Raw genomic sequence first — 15,828 nt, 5'->3', positions numbered from 1 at the left:
CGTTCAGAGCTTGGTTAATGTCAGGCCGGCCCAGGTGGCGAGCAGGCCACCCAATACGCTGGCGGCCACATAGCCGATGGCCATGGGTGCCTGGCCGTTTTCCAGCAGGCGCAGCGTATCGAGGGAAAAGGATGAAAAGGTGGTCAGGCCCCCAAGGAAGCCGACCATCAGCCCGGCGCGCAGCGCTTCCGGCACCTCCGGGCGCATGAGGAACAGGCCGTACAGATAACCGATCAACAGGCAACCGACCAGGTTGACCGCCAGAGTAGCGCCGTAGAAATGCTGGGGAAAGTGGCTGGTGACCCAGCTACCAGACGCGTAGCGCACCAGGGTGCCGAGCATGCCGCCCAGAGCAACGGCGACGACCAAGCCGATCACGGTTTGCGCCTCTGCCGAGGGCTGGCGGCGTCCAGGCTGGCCAGGTGGGCCAGCTTGTCGCGGATCTTCAGCTCGAGGCCGCGCGGCACCGGCTCGTAGTAGCGGCGCGGCGCAAGCGTCTCGGGGAAATAGTCTTCGCCGGCGGCATAGGCATCCGGCTCGTCGTGGGCGTAGCGGTATTCCTCGCCGTAGCCCAGCTCCTTCATCAATTTGGTCGGCGCGTTGCGCAGGTGCAGCGGCACTTCCAGCGAGCCATGTTCCGCCGCGTCGCGAAGTGCGGCCTTGAAGCCCATGTACACCGCGTTGCTCTTCGGCGCGCAGGCGAGGTAGACGACAGCCTGGGCCACCGCCAGCTCGCCCTCGGGGCTGCCCAGGCGCTCCTGCACGTCCCAGGCGTTGAGGCACAGGGTCAGGGCGCGCGGGTCGGCGTTGCCGATGTCCTCGCTGGCCATACGCACCACGCGCCGGGCCAGGTAAAGCGGGTCGCAGCCGCCGTCGATCATGCGCGCGTACCAATACAGCGCAGCGTCGGGATTGGAGCCGCGTATCGACTTGTGCAGCGCGGATATCTGGTCGTAGAAGGCCTCGCCACCCTTGTCGAAACGGCGGCGGGTGTCGCCCAGCAGGTTGTGCAACAGCTCCGGGCCCATCTCACTGCCGTCTTCGGCCAGGTCAGCGGCGTTCTCCAAGAGGTTGAGCAGGCGCCGGCCATCGCCATCGGCGGCGGCCAGGAGGATCTCGAAGCTCTCTTCGGGCAGCGAGAGATTGCGCTCGCCAAGGCCCTTGCCCTCGCCCAGCGCGCGCGCCACCAGCTTGCGCATGGCCGCCTCGTCCAGGCTCTTCAGCACGTAGACGCGAGCACGCGAGAGCAGTGCGTTGTTCAGCTCGAAGGAAGGGTTTTCCGTCGTCGCGCCGATGAAGATCAGCGTGCCGTCTTCGACATAGGGCAGGAAGGCGTCCTGCTGGCTCTTGTTGAAGCGATGCACCTCGTCGACGAAGAGGATGGTGCGGCGGCCGTACTGGGCGGCCTGCTGCTTGGCCACCTCCACCGCCTGGCGGATCTCCTTCACGCCGGAGAGCACGGCGGAAATCGTCTCGAAATGCGCGTCGGAGACCTGGGCCAGCAGCTTGGCCAGCGTGGTCTTGCCGACTCCGGGCGGGCCCCAGAAGATCATCGAGTGCAGCGCGCCCTGCTCCAGCGCCTCGCGCAGCGGCTTGCCCTGGCCCAGCACATGCTCCTGGCCGACGTACTCGTCCAGGCTGGTGGCGCGCAGGCGCGCGGCCAGAGGCTGGGCGACGGGTGCGGAGCGGAACAGGTCCACGGTGGCGAACGGCCTCGTTATTCCTGGATGACGTCGGCGCCTTCCGGCACCTGGAACTCGAACTGGGCGGGGTCCAGCTTCTGGTTCATTTTCACGCCGAGAAACAGGATGTTGGTGCGCTGGCCGATGCTGTCGATCAGCTGCATGTCGTTGATCACGCCCTTGCGGAACGACAGGCGCAGGTTGTCGAACAGGCTGTCCTTGGCCTTGGGCTTGAGGATGAAGTCGACCACGTCGCCGCCCTCCTTGTGGGTAATCTCGAAGTGCTCGCGGATCTTCGACACGTCACCGGACAGCAGCAGCGCAGGGGTGTGAGTCAGGCGCTGGTCGAGGGTCTGAATGGTCACCTGCATCAGGTCCGGATCGTACAGCCAGACCTTCTGGCCGTTGGACACCAGTAGCTGTTCCTGTGGCGCGTCCGTGTGCCAGCGGAACAGACCGGGACGCTGCAGCGCCATCTGCCCGGAGGTTTCCTGCAGCTGGGTACCGCTGCCGTCCAGGGTCAGCTGGGAGAAGCGACCGGTGAGGGTCTGGGCCTGATCGAGCAAGCCGGTCAGGCGCTTGACGGCGGCTTCGTCGTCGGCATGGGCAAACACGGGGCTGCAGGCCAGCGCGGCCAACAGCAGCATGCGGATCAGGCGCATGGAATTCCTCTTCGTCAGTCTCGGGACGGCCCTGGCGCGATGACTTCGCGCGAGCCGTTGGTGTTCATCGCGGTCACCACGCCGGCCATTTCCATGGCCTCGATCATGCGCGCGGCGCGGTTGTAGCCGATCTTCAGCTTGCGCTGCACGGCGGAAATCGAGGCACGGCGGCTCTCCAAGACGAAATTGACGGCCTCGTCGTACAGCGGGTCTTCCTCGCTGCCCTCGCCGCCTTCGCCACCACCACCGCCCTCGAAGCCGCTGCCGGCTTCTTCCACGCCAGCCAGAATGTCTTCGATGTAGTCCGGCGCGCCGCGCTGCTTCCAGGCCTCGACCACGCGGTGCACCTCATCGTCGGAGACGAAGGCGCCGTGTACGCGAATCGGCAAACCGGTGCCGGGCGGCAGGTAGAGCATGTCACCGTGACCCAGCAGTTGCTCGGCACCGCCCTGGTCGAGGATGGTGCGCGAGTCGATCTTGCTCGATACCTGGAACGCCATACGGGTCGGGATGTTGGCCTTGATCAGGCCGGTGATCACGTCCACAGAGGGGCGTTGGGTCGCGAGGATCAGGTGGATACCCGCGGCCCGTGCCTTCTGGGCTATACGCGCGATCAGCTCTTCGACCTTCTTGCCGACGATCATCATCATGTCGGCGAACTCGTCGACCACCACCACGATGGTCGGCAGGCTCTTCAGGTACGGCGGCTCGTCTTCCATCGACTCGCGCTTATACAGCGGGTCGTGCAGCGGCGTGCCGGCCTCCTCGGCGTCCTTCACCTTGCGGTTGAAGCCGGCCAGGTTGCGCACGCCCATGGCGGCCATCAGCTTGTAGCGACGCTCCATCTCGGCCACCGACCAGCGCAGTGCGTTGGCGGCTTCCTTCATGTCGGTCACCACCGGGCACAGCAGGTGCGGGATGCCTTCGTAGATGGAGAGTTCGAGCATCTTCGGGTCGATCATGATCATCCGCGCCTCTTCCGGCGTGGACTTGAACAGGATCGACAGGATCATGGCGTTGACGCCCACCGATTTACCGGAGCCGGTGGTACCGGCCACCAGCAGGTGCGGCATCTTGGCCAGGTCGGTGATGATCGGTTTGCCGCCGATATCGTGGCCGAGGGCCAGGGTCACCGGCGACTTGGCATCGTCGTATTCGTTGGACGACAGCACCTCGGAGAAACGCACGATCTGGCGGTCTTCGTTGGGAATCTCGATGCCGACGGTGGTCTTGCCCGGGATCACTTCGACCACGCGCACGCTGATCACCGCCAGCGAGCGCGCCAGATCCTTGGCCAGGTTGGAAATGCGACTGACCTTGACGCCGATACCCGGCTGAATCTCGAAGCGGGTGATCACCGGGCCCGGGTGCACGGACTCCACCACCACCTCGACGCCGAACTCCTTGAGCTTGATCTCCAGCAGGCGCGACATGGCCTCGAGGGATTCGGGCGAGAAGCTCTTCTGCTTCTTCTCCGCCACGTCGAGGATGGAAATCGGCGGAAGGGTGCCAGCGACGGCGGAGTCCTCGAACAGGGACACCTGCTTTTCTTTGAGCACGCGCTTGCTCGGCTCGGCGGCCTTGGGCGGGGGCGGCGGCGCGATAATCGGCGCGGTGCGGGTTTCGCGCGCGACCATGTGCTTGGCCAGGGTTTCTTCGCGCTCGATCAGGCGTTCCTTGACCTTGGCCTGTTCGCGGCGATCCGACACCACCGGAGCGGCCACTTCGGCGACACGCTCGTCCACCTCGCGCAACTGAGCCACCAGTTGCTTGCGCTGCAGACGTGCTTCCCACCAGCGAGTGATCAGGCTCTGCACCAGCTCAATCAGGTCGAGGGTGATCTTGCCGGTCAGGTCCATCATCTTGAACCACGACAGGTCGGTGAACACGGTCAGGCCGAACAGGAACAGCGCCAGGAACAGCAGCGTACTGCCCTGCACATTGAGGGCGTTGATCGCCAGCTGCCCCAGGCTCTCGCCCAGCGCACCACCGGCCGAGGCCGGCAGGCCGGCCGCGGAATGGAAATGAATGTAGGCCAGGCCTGCGCCGGCCAGCACCAGGAAGACCAGGCCGATCAGGCGCCAGGAGAACAGCCAGCCATTCCATTGCCACGGCTGGTGGCGATTACGGAAGACCTGCCAGGTCTTGACTGCCAGCAGCAGCGGGAACACGTAGGCGAAGTAGCCCAGGGCCATGAACAGAATGTCGGCGAACCAGGCGCCTGCGCGGCCGGCCGCGTTCTGTACCTGCTGCGCGCTGCTGGTATGGCTCCAGCCCGGATCGTTCTGATCGTAGGTCAACAAAGCCATCCAGAGGATCAGACAGAGCGCGCCGAGCGCGATCAGGGCACCTTCCTTGAGGCGGTAGTGCAATTGCTGGCGCCAGGCCGGAGCCTGTGCTGCTGTGCTGGAATTCTTCAAAACGCTGTCATTCCTGCGCGCGGGGGGCGACTGACGATCGGTGGAACACGCAAAGAGGCAACCATTGTACAAATTTACAGGTATCGTGCCAGGCCGAGGCACCGTTTTGCCGGTCCAACTGCTTCGGTGTAGCATACCGGCCATCTCTTGCGGGCCCGTCAATTGGACCACGCATTCTCTTTTGTGACAAAGGCTTATGGGGTCTTTTTATGAGCGAAGTCAAGCATTCCCGCCTGATCATCCTGGGCTCCGGCCCGGCCGGTTACACCGCCGCCGTGTACGCTGCCCGCGCCAACCTCAAGCCCGTCGTCATCACCGGCATCCAGCCCGGCGGCCAGCTGACCACCACTACCGAAGTCGATAACTGGCCCGGCGATGTCCATGGTCTGACCGGCCCGGCGCTGATGCAGCGCATGCAGGAGCATGCAGAGCGCTTCGACACCGAGATCGTCTACGACCATATCCACACCGCCGAGTTGCAGAGCAAGCCGTTCACCCTCAAGGGTGACAGCGGCACCTACACCTGCGACGCACTGATCATCGCCACTGGAGCCAGCGCCCAGTACCTCGGCCTGCCGTCCGAGGAGGCCTTCGCCGGCAAGGGCGTTTCCGCCTGCGCCACCTGCGACGGCTTCTTCTATCGCAACCAGGTGGTTTGCGTGGTCGGCGGCGGCAACACCGCCGTCGAGGAAGCGCTGTATCTGTCCAACATCGCCAAGGAAGTGCACCTGATCCACCGCCGCGACAAGCTGCGCTCGGAGAAGATCCTCCAGGACAAGCTGTTCGACAAGGCCGCCAATGGCAATGTCCGCCTGCACTGGAACCAGACCCTGGAAGAGGTGCTGGGCGACAATACCGGCGTGACCGGCGTACGCCTGAAGAGCACCACCGACGGCAGCACCCAGGAGCTGCAACTGGCCGGCGTATTCATCGCCATCGGCCACAAGCCCAACACCGACCTGTTCAGCGGCCAGCTGGAGATGCGCGACGGCTATCTGGTGGTCCAGGGTGGCGGCGAAGGCAATGCCACCGCCACCAGCATCGAAGGTGTATTCGCCGCCGGCGATGTGGCCGACCACGTCTATCGCCAGGCCATCACCTCGGCCGGCGCCGGCTGCATGGCCGCGCTGGACGCCGAGAAGTATCTCGACGCCTGAGCCGCAGCGGGTGCAGCCGCACCCGCCCTGCCCTCCTCGCTCTTATGTTGACCTGGCTGCAGCGCGATTCGCTGGATTTCCCACCGCTGGACCGCGCTCTGCAAGAGCCCAACGGCCTACTGGCCGCCGGCGGCGACCTGTCCGTCGAGCGTCTGATCGCCGCCTACCGGCACGGCTGCTTCCCCTGGTTCAGTGCAGGGCAGCCGCTGCTGTGGTGGTCGCCCGACCCGCGCACCGTGTTGCTGCCCGATGAATTCCACCTGTCACGCAGCCTGGCCAAGCTGATTCGCCAACAGCGCTTCCGGGTGACCTTCGATCAAGATTTCGCCGCCGTCATCGACGGCTGCGCCGGCCCACGCGACTACACCGACGGCACCTGGATCACAGACGCCATGCGCGCCGCCTACCTCGAATTGCATGCCCGTGGCATCGCCCACTCGGTCGAGGTCTGGCAGGGAGAGGAACTGGTCGGCGGCCTCTACGGTCTTGCCATGGGACAACTGTTTTTCGGCGAGTCCATGTTCAGCCGCGCCAACAACGCATCCAAGGTCGGCTTCGCCACGCTGGTCGCGCGGCTGCATGATTGGGGCTTCGCCCTGATCGACTGCCAGATGCCGACCCAGCACCTGCACAGCTTCGGTGCTCGCCCCATCACGCGCCAGACGTTCGCCCACTACCTGCAACGCCATCTCGATCAACCCAGCGGCGCGGACTGGCGGCCGTGATCCCGCCTTGTGGTAGGCGCCCGGAGGCTGACATACACTTGCCCGAGGGGTATCCCGAGGACCGACCATGACCGAGCTGGCTCGCCTCAAGTTCTACGCCACTCAGCCACATCCATGCAGCTACCTGCCCGAGGAACAGGCCACCACCCTGTTTCTCGATCCCAGTCAGCCCATGGACGTGCAGGTGTATGCCGAACTCTCGGAGATGGGCTTTCGTCGCAGCGGCGATCACCTCTACCGCCCCCACTGCCAACGTTGCACCGCCTGCGTGCCGGCGCGCATTCCCGCCGATCAGTTCATTCCAACCCGTCAGCAAAAGCGCATCCTCAAGCGCAACGCCGACATCGAGGTGCGCGCCGTACGCCCGGCGTTCAACGAGGAGTATTACGCCCTCTACGTGCGCTACATCGAACAGCGTCATGCCGATGGCGACATGTATCCGCCCAGCCGGGATCAGTTCAGCACCTTTCTGGTCCGCGACCTGCCGTTTGCGCGCTTCTACGAATTCCGTCTGTCCGGCCGCCTGCTCGCGGTCGCCGTTACCGATGTGTTGCCCAACGGCCTATCGGCGGTCTACACCTTCTACGACCCGGACGAAGAGCGCCGCAGCCTGGGGCGCCTTGCCATTCTTTGGCAGATCGGAGAAACCGCACGCCTAGGCCTGCAGGCTGTCTATCTCGGCTACTGGATCAAGAACTGCCGGAAGATGAGCTACAAGACCCAGTACCGCCCCATCGAGCTGTTCGTCAACCAGCGCTGGGTCGTACTGACCTGAGCCGACCACCTCCCGACTTTCCAGCCACTTGGCGGCCCTGACCCTTTTCGGGCACAATGCACGCCGCTTTTGCCTGGGCGCCGTTGCGCCGGGCCAATCTTTGGATACCGAGGGCTTTACTGCATGTCGAAAGAAGACAGCTTCGAAATGGAAGGTACTGTCGTCGACACCCTGCCCAACACCATGTTCCGAGTGGAGTTGGAAAACGGGCACGTCGTTACCGCGCACATCTCCGGCAAGATGCGCAAGAACTACATCCGCATTCTGACTGGCGACAAGGTCCGCGTTGAACTGACGCCCTATGACTTGAGCAAGGGCCGCATCACCTATCGCGCCCGCTGATTCCCACCACGCGGAATCCGAATGCAGAAACGCCCGGCATTGCCGGGCGTTTTCGTTTGCTACCGATTAGGCTGGCTCGGCGGTCGTCTCGAATTCGAAGCGTAGTTCGCCATCTTCGAGATCGACATGCACCAGGCCACCGTGCTCGGCCAGTTCGCCGAACAGGATTTCCTCGGCCAGCGGCCGCTTGATCTTGTCCTGGATCAGCCGCGCCATCGGCCGCGCCCCCATCTGCACGTCGTAGCCACCTTCCGCCAACCAGCTGCGCGCCGCGTCGCTGACTTCCAGCTGCACCCGCTTGTCCTCCAGTTGCGCCTGCAGCTCGGTGAGGAACTTGTCGACGATACTCTTGATGGTTTCGTGGGTCAGGCGGCCGAACTGGATGATCGTATCCAGGCGGTTGCGGAACTCCGGCGTGAAGCTCTTCTTGATCACTTCCATGGCATCGGTGGAATGATCCTGCTGGGTGAAGCCGATCGACGCCCGCGCCGCGGTTTCCGCCCCGGCGTTGGTGGTCATGATCAGGATTACGTTGCGGAAGTCGGCCTTGCGTCCGTTGTTGTCGGTCAGGGTGCCATGATCCATCACCTGCAGCAGCAGGTTGAAGACCTCGGGATGAGCCTTCTCGATCTCGTCGAGCAGCAACACGCAATGCGGCTGCTTGGTAATGGCCTCCGTAAGCAGGCCACCCTGGTCGAAACCAACGTAGCCGGGCGGCGCACCGATCAGGCGCGAAACGGTATGCCTCTCCATGTACTCCGACATGTCGAAACGTACCAGTTCGATACCCATGGCCTTCGCCAGCTGACGCGCCACCTCGGTCTTGCCGACGCCGGTGGGGCCGGCGAAGAGGAAGGAGCCGACCGGCTTGTCCGGCGCCTTGAGACCAGCACGGGACAGTTTGATGGCGGTGGACAGCGAGTCGATTGCCGCATCCTGTCCGAACACGGTGAGCTTGAGATCGCGCTCCAGGTTGCGCAGCAGCTCTTTGTCCGAGCTGCTGACGTGCTTCGGCGGAATCCGCGCGATCTTCGCGACGATGTCCTCGACCTGCGCTACCTCGATGCGCTTGGCGCGCTTCTCCTCGGGCTGCAGGCGCTGGTAGGCGCCCGCCTCGTCGATTACATCGATGGCCTTGTCCGGCATGTGGCGGTCATTGATGTAGCGCGCGGCCAGCTCTGCCGCAGCACGCAGGGCCTCGTCGCTGTATTCGATGTGGTGATGCTGCTCGAAGCGCGCCTTGAGCCCCTTGAGGATGCCCACGGTGTCTTCCACAGAAGGTTCGGTGACGTCGACCTTCTGGAAGCGACGCGCCAGGGCGCGGTCCTTCTCGAAGATCCCGCGGAACTCTTGGAAGGTGGTGGAGCCGATGCAGCGGATCTCACCGGACGACAGCAGCGGCTTGAGCAGGTTGGACGCATCCATCACACCGCCCGATGCGGCACCGGCACCGATGATGGTGTGAATCTCGTCGATGAACAGAATGGCGTGCGGACGCTTGCGCAGCTCGTTGAGCAGTGCCTTGAAGCGCTTCTCGAAATCACCGCGGTACTTGGTACCCGCCAGTAGCGCGCCAAGATCGAGGGAGTAGACCACGCTCTCGGATAGCAGATCCGGCACCTGACCATCGACGATGCGCTTGGCCAGGCCCTCGGCGATGGCGGTCTTGCCGACCCCGGCCTCGCCTACCAACAGCGGGTTGTTCTTGCGGCGACGAGCAAGAATCTGCGCCACACGCTCGACCTCGTGCTCACGACCGACCAGAGGATCGATACGGCCGAGGCGCGACAGTTCATTAAGATTACTGGCGTAGGCATCCAGAGGATTCCCGGAAGCCGAGGACTCACCGCCCTCATCGTCCGACATTTCCTGCTCGCTCTCGTGGTGATCGGCATTGCCAGGCACCTTGGAGATACCGTGAGCGATGTAATTGACCACGTCGATGCGCGCCACGCTCTGCTGCTTGAGCAAGAACACAGCCTGGCTCTCCTGCTCGCTGAAGATGGCCACCAATACGTTGGCACCGGTCACTTCGCGTTTGCCGGAGCTCTGCACATGGAACACCGCGCGCTGCAGCACACGCTGAAAACCCAGGGTCGGCTGGGTTTCACGGTCTTCATCGTGCTGCGGGATCAGCGGGGTGGTGGAGTCGATGAACTCCTGCAGATCCTGCCGGAGCTTGTCCAGGTTGGCGCCACAGGCGCGCAGCACGGTCGCGGCGGCCTCGTTATCCAGCAGGGCCAGGAGCAAGTGCTCGACCGTCATGAACTCATGGCGCTTGGCACGTGCCTCCTTGAAGGCCAGATTCAGGGTGACTTCCAGCTCTCGATTCAACATAGCCTCACCTCTTCCAAGCGGGACGGCATCAACCGTCCTTTTCTATCTCACAGAGTAGCGGATGCTGGCTATCCCGGGCGTACTGGTTGACCTGCATCGCTTTGGTCTCCGCGATGTCGCGGGTGAACAACCCGCACACTGCCCGTCCTTCGGTATGGACAGTAAGCATGACCTTCGTCGCCGCCTCGCGGTTCATGCCAAAAAACAGCTCTAGTACTTCGACCACAAAATCCATCGGGGTGTAGTCGTCGTTGAACATCAGCACTTTGTACAGCGGCGGTGCCTGCAACGCTGGCTTGGCCTCTTCCACGGCCAAGCCGCCGGATTCATCCTCCCGCTCACCGGGACGATCCTGATTGAATGTTAGTCGAATCTGGCTGCTTGAATGCATGCTGAACTAAAGCTGTTATGACCGGTCGGAGGTAGATGCTAGACGGAGTTTGACCGGCTTCTCGGCGGCCGTCCTAGCGCCTTGACTAAAGGCAAAACGGTGTTACAAACAGTGCATACCCTACTCGGGTATCGGGGTTCCGCGGCTAGCGCCCAAACGGCCGTAGTCGGACGTGGAGCTGAAGTGGATGATACTCCAGTAATGGAGTCCTTTGCAGAGGGATGTCAGCATGCTCAGCGGTAAGGTCAAGTGGTTCAACAACGCCAAAGGCTACGGCTTTATCGTGGCCGATGGCCGAGATGAGGACCTGTTCGCCCACTACTCGGCTATCCAGATGGACGGCTACAAGACTCTCAAGGCCGGCCAAGCGGTCAAGTTCGATATTCTGCAAGGCCCGAAGGGTCTGCACGCCGTGAATATCAGCTCGATTCTGGCAACCAGTGAATCCCCGGCGACCACTAGCACGCCGCAAAGCACTCCGGTAGAAGCCTGAAAAAGAGTCCAATAGCAAAAAGGCCGGTCAATTGACCGGCCTTTTTGTTTACCGCTTGTCGCTTACATGTGGGTGATGATGGCATCACCGAACTGGGAGCAGGACAGCAGCTTGGCGTCGTCCATCAGGCGCTCGAAGTCATAGGTCACAGTCTTCGCGGCGATGGCGCCGTTGGTGCCCTTGATGATCAGATCGGCAGCTTCGGTCCAGCCCATGTGGCGCAGCATCATCTCGGCCGAGAGGATGACCGAACCCGGGTTGACCTTGTCCTGGCCGGCATACTTCGGCGCGGTGCCATGGGTAGCTTCGAACATGGCCACGGTGTCGGACAGGTTGGCGCCCGGAGCGATACCGATACCGCCTACTTCAGCCGCCAGGGCGTCGGACAGGTAGTCACCGTTCAGGTTGAGGGTAGCGATCACGTCGTACTCCGCCGGACGCAGCAGAATCTGCTGCAGCATGGCGTCGGCGATGGCGTCCTTCACAACGATGTTCTTGCCGGTGTTCGGGTTCTTGAACTGCATCCACGGGCCGCCGTCCAGCAGCTCGGCGCCGAACTCGTCGCGCGCAACCTCGTAGCCCCAATCCTTGAAGGCACCTTCGGTGAACTTCATGATGTTGCCCTTGTGGACGATGGTCACGGAGCTGCGATCGTTGTCAACGGCGTACTGCAGGGCCTTGCGCACCAGACGCTTGGTGCCGTCCAGGGAGACCGGCTTGACGCCGATACCGCAGTTCTCGGTGAAGCGGATCTTCTTGACGCCCATTTCCTCGGTGAGGAACTTGATGACCTTCTCGGCCTCGGGGGAGCCAGCCTTCCACTCGACACCGGCGTAGATGTCTTCGGAGTTCTCGCGGAAGATGCACATGTCGACATCACCCGGCTTCTTGACCGGGCTCGGCACGCCTTCGAACCAGCGAACCGGGCGCTGGCAGACGTAGAGATCCAGCTCCTGACGCAGGGCCACGTTCAGCGAGCGGATGCCGCCACCGACCGGAGTGGTCAACGGCCCCTTGATCGACACGACGTAGTCGCGCACGGCTTCCAGGGTTTCTTTCGGCAGCCAGGTGTCCTGGTCGTAGACCTGGGTGGCTTTCTCACCGGCGTAGACTTCCATCCAGGCAATCTTGCGCTGGCCGGCGTAGGCTTTTTCGACGGCCGCGTCGACGACCTTGATCATCACCGGGCTGATATCGACGCCGATACCGTCACCCTCGATGAACGGGATGATGGGGTTATTCGGCACGTTCAGGGACATGTCGGCGTTGACGGTGATTTTTTCGCCGTTCGCAGGCACCTGGATCTTCTGGTATCCCATGCTGGACTCCGTTTGTTTTCGTGGTCTGACAATCCGCCGCACTGGTGGCGCGGCGAACGATACTTCTGGGTCTCGGAAAGGTGCCGCATTCTTGTAGTTTTTCTACAGAAAGTCACGCACTTTTCGCCATTTACTGGCAGCTCGACGACAGTCTAGACTGCTTGAAACCTGGCTCAGCGCGCTTTATGTAGTCAAACTACAGCGACGCTACAGAATGCCTCTCGAAGGCGCTTTCAATCCTAGCAGCTCGGCTCCAGATTGCTCTTTGACTGCCCTTGCAGCCGACAGTTTGCCGCCACCAGCGGAGGTTTTAACGCAATGCGCTTCACCCCCCATGTCACAGTCGCCACCATCGTCGAGGACCAGGGCCGCTTCCTGCTGGTCGAGGAACTGGCCGGCGGCCAGGCGGTATTTAATCAGCCCGCCGGCCATCTGGAAGCCGACGAAAGTCTCATCGAGGCTGCCCTGCGCGAAACGCTGGAGGAGACCGGTTGGCAAGTCGAGCTGACCGCCGTTACCGGTATCTACCTGTACACCGCCCCCAGCAATGGCGTGACTTACCAGCGCGTGTGCTTCGCCGCCAGACCGTTGCGCCACTTGCCCGGCGCGCCGCTGGACGATGGCATCATCGGTCCGCGCTGGCTGACCCGCGAGGAGTTGGCCGCCCAGCCCAAGCGCTGGCGCAGCGAGCTGGTGCTGCGCTGCATCGACGACTACCTGGCCGGCGAACGCCACGACCTCAGCCTGATACGCGACCCGGCCGATCGCGGCCCGGCCTGATTCGCCGCGCGCCGCCCGCTCCTGATAGAATCGCCCACTTTCTGCAGTCAGCCCCCTTCGAATTCCCATGCGCGAACCAGCCAATACCCGAGTGATCGTCGGCATGTCCGGCGGCGTCGACTCCTCCGTTTCCGCCCTACTGCTGCTCGAGCAGGGCTACCAGGTGGAAGGCCTGTTCATGAAGAACTGGGAAGAGGACGACGGCACCGAATACTGCACCGCCATGGCCGACCTGGCCGACGCCCAGGCCGTGTGCGACCGCATCGGCATCAAGCTCCACACCGCCAACTTCGCGGCGGAATACTGGGACAACGTGTTCGAGCACTTCCTCGCCGAATACAAGGCCGGGCGCACGCCGAACCCGGACATCTTGTGCAACCGCGAGATCAAGTTCAAAGCCTTCCTCGACTACGCGCTGAGCCTCGGCGCCGACCTGATCGCCACCGGCCACTATGTGCGCCGCCGCGACATCGACGGCCGTAGCGAGCTGCTCAAGGGTCTCGATCCGAACAAGGACCAGAGCTACTTCCTACACGCCGTCGGCGGCGAGCAGATCGGTCGCACCCTGTTCCCGGTGGGCGAACTGGAGAAGCCGCAGGTGCGCGCCATCGCCGAGAAATACGACCTGGCCACGGCCAAGAAGAAGGACTCCACCGGCATCTGCTTCATCGGCGAGCGCCGCTTCAGCGACTTCCTCAAGCAGTACCTGCCGGCCCAGCCGGGCGATATTCAGACCACCGAGGGCGAGGTCATCGGCCGCCATGTCGGCCTGATGTACCACACCATCGGCCAGCGCCAGGGCCTGGGCATCGGCGGCATGAAGAATGCCGGTGACGAGCCCTGGTACGTGCTGCACAAGGACCTGAAGCGCAACGTGCTCATCGTCGGCCAGGGCAACGACCACCCCTGGCTGTTCTCCCGCGCCCTGCTCGCCTCGGACATCTACTGGGTCAATCCCATCGATCTGTCCAGCCCGCGCCGCCTCACCGCCAAGGTGCGCTACCGCCAGGCCGACCAGGCCTGCACCCTGGAGAAGACCGAGCACGGCTACCGCGCGGTGTTCGACGAGCCGCAGCGCGCCGTCACCCCCGGCCAGTCGGTGGTGTTCTACGACGGCGAAGTCTGCCTGGGCGGCGGCGTGATCGAAGTCGCCGAGCCCTGTGCCAACGAGGCTCCGCGCGCATGACTCCGATTCAGGAACAGCTGATCGCCCTCTCCGCCGTATTCCAGGCCGCCAGCCTGGTCGACAAGCTGGCCCGCACCGGCCAGATCAGCGACGCCCAGCTCGGCTGCCTGCTCGGCAGCCTGTTGGTGCGCGATCCGAAGAGCACACTGGAAGTCTACGGCGGCGACGACCTCAATCTGCGCGAAGGCTACAAGGCCCTGGTCAGCACCCTGGAGCGCAATCCGACCAGCCTGCAGCGCGAGCCGCTGCGCTACGCCCTGGCCCTGCTCGGCCTGGAGCGCCAACTGGCCAAGCGCGACGACCTGCTGCAGGTGATCGGCACCCGCCTGGACCAGATCCAGAACCAGGTCGAGCACTTCGGACCGACCCACGACAACGTCGTCGCCGCTTGCGGCGGGCTGTATCAGGACACCATCAGCACCTTCCGCCAGCGCATCCAGGTGCACGGCGACATGCGTTTCCTGCAACAACCGGCAGTCGCCTCCAAGGTGCGCGCCCTGCTGCTCACCGGCATCCGCTCGGCGCGCCTGTGGCGCCAGCTCGGCGGCCATCGCTGGCAACTGGTGTTCAGCCGCGGCAAGTTGCTCAAGGAACTCTATCCGCTGCTGCGGGGCTGACGTGAGCATTCCCAGCCGCAGCGTGAAGCCGGTCCAGGGCGCTCTGCTCCTGGCCCTCTCCGCCCTGCTCTTCTCGCTGATGGGCGTCGGCATCCGCGAAGTCTCCGGCGGGGTCAATAACGAGACGGTGGTGTTCTTCCGTAGCCTGGTTGGGGTCTTTTTCTTCCTGCCGTTGCTGCTGGTGAAAGGCACACGCCCGCTCAAGACCGCACGCCCGAAGGCCCATCTCTGGCGGGCTACGTACGGCCTGGCGGCGATGTACTGCTTCTTCTACGCCATCGCCCACCTGCCGCTGGCCGACGCCATGCTCTTCACCTATTCCGCGCCGGTGTTCACGCCGGTATTGGCCTGGTGGCTGCTCAAGGAGCCGCTGACCAAGCGCATGCTGATCACCAGCGCCATCGGCCTGATCGGCGTGCTGCTGGTGGCCAAGCCAAGCGAGGCGCTGTTCGACGCTCTAGCCCTGGTCGGCCTGGCGGCCAGCCTTCTGGCAGCCTTCGCTTTCGTGTCGATCCGCGAGATGAGCGACACCGAGCCGGCCTTCCGCATCGTGTTCTACTTCTCGCTGTTTAGCGCGCTGATTTCTACCGTGCCGCTGACCTGGGCCTGGCAGCCGCTGAGCCAGCAGCAGCTCGGCCTGCTGCTGGCAATCGGCCTGCTCGCCACAGTCAGCCAGATCGTCATGTCCAAGGCCTATGGCCTGGCGCCGCCCGGGCTGATCGGCCCCTTCGCCTACCTGGCCATCGTCTTCGCCGGCATCATCGCCTGGCTGCGTTGGGGCGAAATACCGGATCTCACGTCGATTTTCGGCGCCGCGCTGATCTTCGCGGCCGGCCTGCTGTCCATCGCCCGCCGACCAGTCGCACATTAGCCAAGCGGGCCAGTCCGGGCGAGTTCATGTATGATGTGCGCCCTTTTCGTTGACCGACCTGTCCGAGAACG

16 protein-coding genes are annotated in these 15,828 nt (G+C 63.6%); 9 read left to right on the top strand and 7 right to left on the bottom strand.

The features are described from left to right. Window positions 1-3 precede the first annotated feature (3 nt). The 4 genes from crcB to ftsK are packed head-to-tail and all read right to left on the bottom strand — an operon-like array spanning window position 4 to window position 4,764. On the bottom strand, window positions 4-378 hold the full coding sequence (gene crcB, locus NF616_RS18760) for a fluoride efflux transporter CrcB (protein ID WP_252275158.1): 375 nt from the start codon (window positions 376-378) through the stop codon (window positions 4-6). Continuing rightward, entirely contained in the window at window positions 375-1,700 is a 1,326-nt protein-coding gene (locus NF616_RS18755) for a replication-associated recombination protein A (protein WP_252275156.1), read from the bottom strand. Before NF616_RS18755 ends, crcB begins: the two co-directional genes overlap by 4 nt. Window positions 1,701-1,717: 17 nt before the next feature. Then, window positions 1,718-2,344 (bottom strand): outer membrane lipoprotein periplasmic chaperone LolA, encoded by a 627-nt coding sequence (gene lolA / locus NF616_RS18750; protein ID WP_252275154.1) that lies wholly within the window; start codon window positions 2,342-2,344, stop codon window positions 1,718-1,720. 14 nt (window positions 2,345-2,358) lie between these two features. Beyond that, window positions 2,359-4,764 carry a DNA translocase FtsK gene (ftsK, locus tag NF616_RS18745; protein WP_286675124.1) on the bottom strand — a complete coding sequence of 802 codons (2,406 nt, stop codon included), beginning with the start codon at window positions 4,762-4,764 and terminating at the stop codon, window positions 2,359-2,361. 209 nt (window positions 4,765-4,973) lie between these two features. Here ftsK and trxB point away from each other — a divergent pair, with 209 nt between their 5' ends. The 4 genes from trxB to infA all read left to right on the top strand — a co-directional run bounded on the left by trxB (window position 4,974) and on the right by infA (window position 7,763). Further along, complete coding sequence (gene trxB, locus NF616_RS18740; RefSeq protein WP_252275153.1) at window positions 4,974-5,921, top strand: thioredoxin-disulfide reductase; 948 nt, start codon at window positions 4,974-4,976, stop codon at window positions 5,919-5,921. A gap of 44 nt (window positions 5,922-5,965) precedes the next feature. Then, entirely contained in the window at window positions 5,966-6,646 is a 681-nt protein-coding gene (aat, locus tag NF616_RS18735) for a leucyl/phenylalanyl-tRNA--protein transferase (RefSeq protein WP_252275151.1), read from the top strand. A 67-nt stretch (window positions 6,647-6,713) separates the two neighbouring features. Next, entirely contained in the window at window positions 6,714-7,421 is a 708-nt protein-coding gene (locus NF616_RS18730) for an arginyltransferase (protein ID WP_252275149.1), read from the top strand. Between the two features lie 123 nt (window positions 7,422-7,544). Next, entirely contained in the window at window positions 7,545-7,763 is a 219-nt protein-coding gene (infA, locus tag NF616_RS18725; protein WP_002553999.1) for a translation initiation factor IF-1, read from the top strand. A 66-nt stretch (window positions 7,764-7,829) separates the two neighbouring features. On the opposite strand, the gene clpA is transcribed toward infA, so the two are convergent. Both clpA and clpS read right to left on the bottom strand, forming a co-directional pair. Beyond that, window positions 7,830-10,100 (bottom strand): ATP-dependent Clp protease ATP-binding subunit ClpA, encoded by a 2,271-nt coding sequence (gene clpA, locus NF616_RS18720; protein ID WP_252275147.1) that lies wholly within the window; start codon window positions 10,098-10,100, stop codon window positions 7,830-7,832. A gap of 28 nt (window positions 10,101-10,128) precedes the next feature. Then, window positions 10,129-10,491 carry an ATP-dependent Clp protease adapter ClpS gene (gene clpS, locus NF616_RS18715; RefSeq protein WP_252275145.1) on the bottom strand — a complete coding sequence of 121 codons (363 nt, stop codon included), beginning with the start codon at window positions 10,489-10,491 and terminating at the stop codon, window positions 10,129-10,131. Between the two features lie 229 nt (window positions 10,492-10,720). Between clpS and cspD the strand changes: the two genes are divergently transcribed. Continuing rightward, entirely contained in the window at window positions 10,721-10,984 is a 264-nt protein-coding gene (gene cspD, locus NF616_RS18710) for a cold shock domain-containing protein CspD (RefSeq protein WP_252275143.1), read from the top strand. A gap of 62 nt (window positions 10,985-11,046) precedes the next feature. Here cspD and icd read toward each other — a convergent pair whose 3' ends face one another. Beyond that, complete coding sequence (gene icd, locus NF616_RS18705; RefSeq protein WP_252275141.1) at window positions 11,047-12,303, bottom strand: NADP-dependent isocitrate dehydrogenase; 1,257 nt, start codon at window positions 12,301-12,303, stop codon at window positions 11,047-11,049. Window positions 12,304-12,621: 318 nt separating this feature from the next. Here icd and NF616_RS18700 point away from each other — a divergent pair, with 318 nt between their 5' ends. The 4 genes from NF616_RS18700 to NF616_RS18685 all read left to right on the top strand — a co-directional run bounded on the left by NF616_RS18700 (window position 12,622) and on the right by NF616_RS18685 (window position 15,757). Then, complete coding sequence (locus NF616_RS18700) at window positions 12,622-13,083, top strand: NUDIX hydrolase (protein ID WP_252275139.1); 462 nt, start codon at window positions 12,622-12,624, stop codon at window positions 13,081-13,083. 67 nt (window positions 13,084-13,150) lie between these two features. Continuing rightward, a complete protein-coding gene (gene mnmA / locus NF616_RS18695; RefSeq protein WP_252275137.1) occupies window positions 13,151-14,269 on the top strand; it encodes a tRNA 2-thiouridine(34) synthase MnmA in 1,119 nt (372 codons plus the stop codon). After that, window positions 14,266-14,886: a high frequency lysogenization protein HflD gene (gene hflD / locus NF616_RS18690; RefSeq protein ID WP_252275135.1), complete on the top strand. Its 621-nt coding sequence runs from the start codon at window positions 14,266-14,268 to the stop codon at window positions 14,884-14,886. Before mnmA ends, hflD begins: the two co-directional genes overlap by 4 nt. 1 nt (window position 14,887) lies before the next feature. Next, window positions 14,888-15,757 carry a DMT family transporter gene (locus NF616_RS18685; RefSeq protein WP_252275133.1) on the top strand — a complete coding sequence of 290 codons (870 nt, stop codon included), beginning with the start codon at window positions 14,888-14,890 and terminating at the stop codon, window positions 15,755-15,757. Window positions 15,758-15,828: the final 71 nt, after the last annotated feature.

Origin of the sequence: Pseudomonas subflava (assembly GCF_023823685.1) — a bacterium.
Lineage (GTDB): Bacteria > Pseudomonadota > Gammaproteobacteria > Pseudomonadales > Pseudomonadaceae > Aquipseudomonas > Aquipseudomonas subflava.
This window is presented reverse-complemented; position numbering and strand designations above follow the sequence as displayed.

Bases quoted from the DNA above. Each gene is read 5' to 3' on its own strand.
- lolA (WP_252275154.1), bottom strand. From the start codon at position 2,344: ATGCGCCTGATCCGCATGCTGCTGTTGGCCGCGCTGGCCTGCAGCCCC.
- mnmA (WP_252275137.1), top strand. From the start codon at position 13,151: ATGCGCGAACCAGCCAATACCCGAGTGATCGTCGGCATGTCCGGCGGC.
- NF616_RS18700 (WP_252275139.1), top strand. From the start codon at position 12,622: ATGCGCTTCACCCCCCATGTCACAGTCGCCACCATCGTCGAGGACCAG.
- aat (WP_252275151.1), top strand. From the start codon at position 5,966: ATGTTGACCTGGCTGCAGCGCGATTCGCTGGATTTCCCACCGCTGGAC.
- clpS (WP_252275145.1), bottom strand. From the start codon at position 10,491: ATGCATTCAAGCAGCCAGATTCGACTAACATTCAATCAGGATCGTCCC.
- infA (WP_002553999.1), top strand. From the start codon at position 7,545: ATGTCGAAAGAAGACAGCTTCGAAATGGAAGGTACTGTCGTCGACACC.
- hflD (WP_252275135.1), top strand. From the start codon at position 14,266: ATGACTCCGATTCAGGAACAGCTGATCGCCCTCTCCGCCGTATTCCAG.
- trxB (WP_252275153.1), top strand. From the start codon at position 4,974: ATGAGCGAAGTCAAGCATTCCCGCCTGATCATCCTGGGCTCCGGCCCG.
- cspD (WP_252275143.1), top strand. From the start codon at position 10,721: ATGCTCAGCGGTAAGGTCAAGTGGTTCAACAACGCCAAAGGCTACGGC.
- icd (WP_252275141.1), bottom strand. From the start codon at position 12,303: ATGGGATACCAGAAGATCCAGGTGCCTGCGAACGGCGAAAAAATCACC.
- clpA (WP_252275147.1), bottom strand. From the start codon at position 10,100: ATGTTGAATCGAGAGCTGGAAGTCACCCTGAATCTGGCCTTCAAGGAG.
- NF616_RS18730 (WP_252275149.1), top strand. From the start codon at position 6,714: ATGACCGAGCTGGCTCGCCTCAAGTTCTACGCCACTCAGCCACATCCA.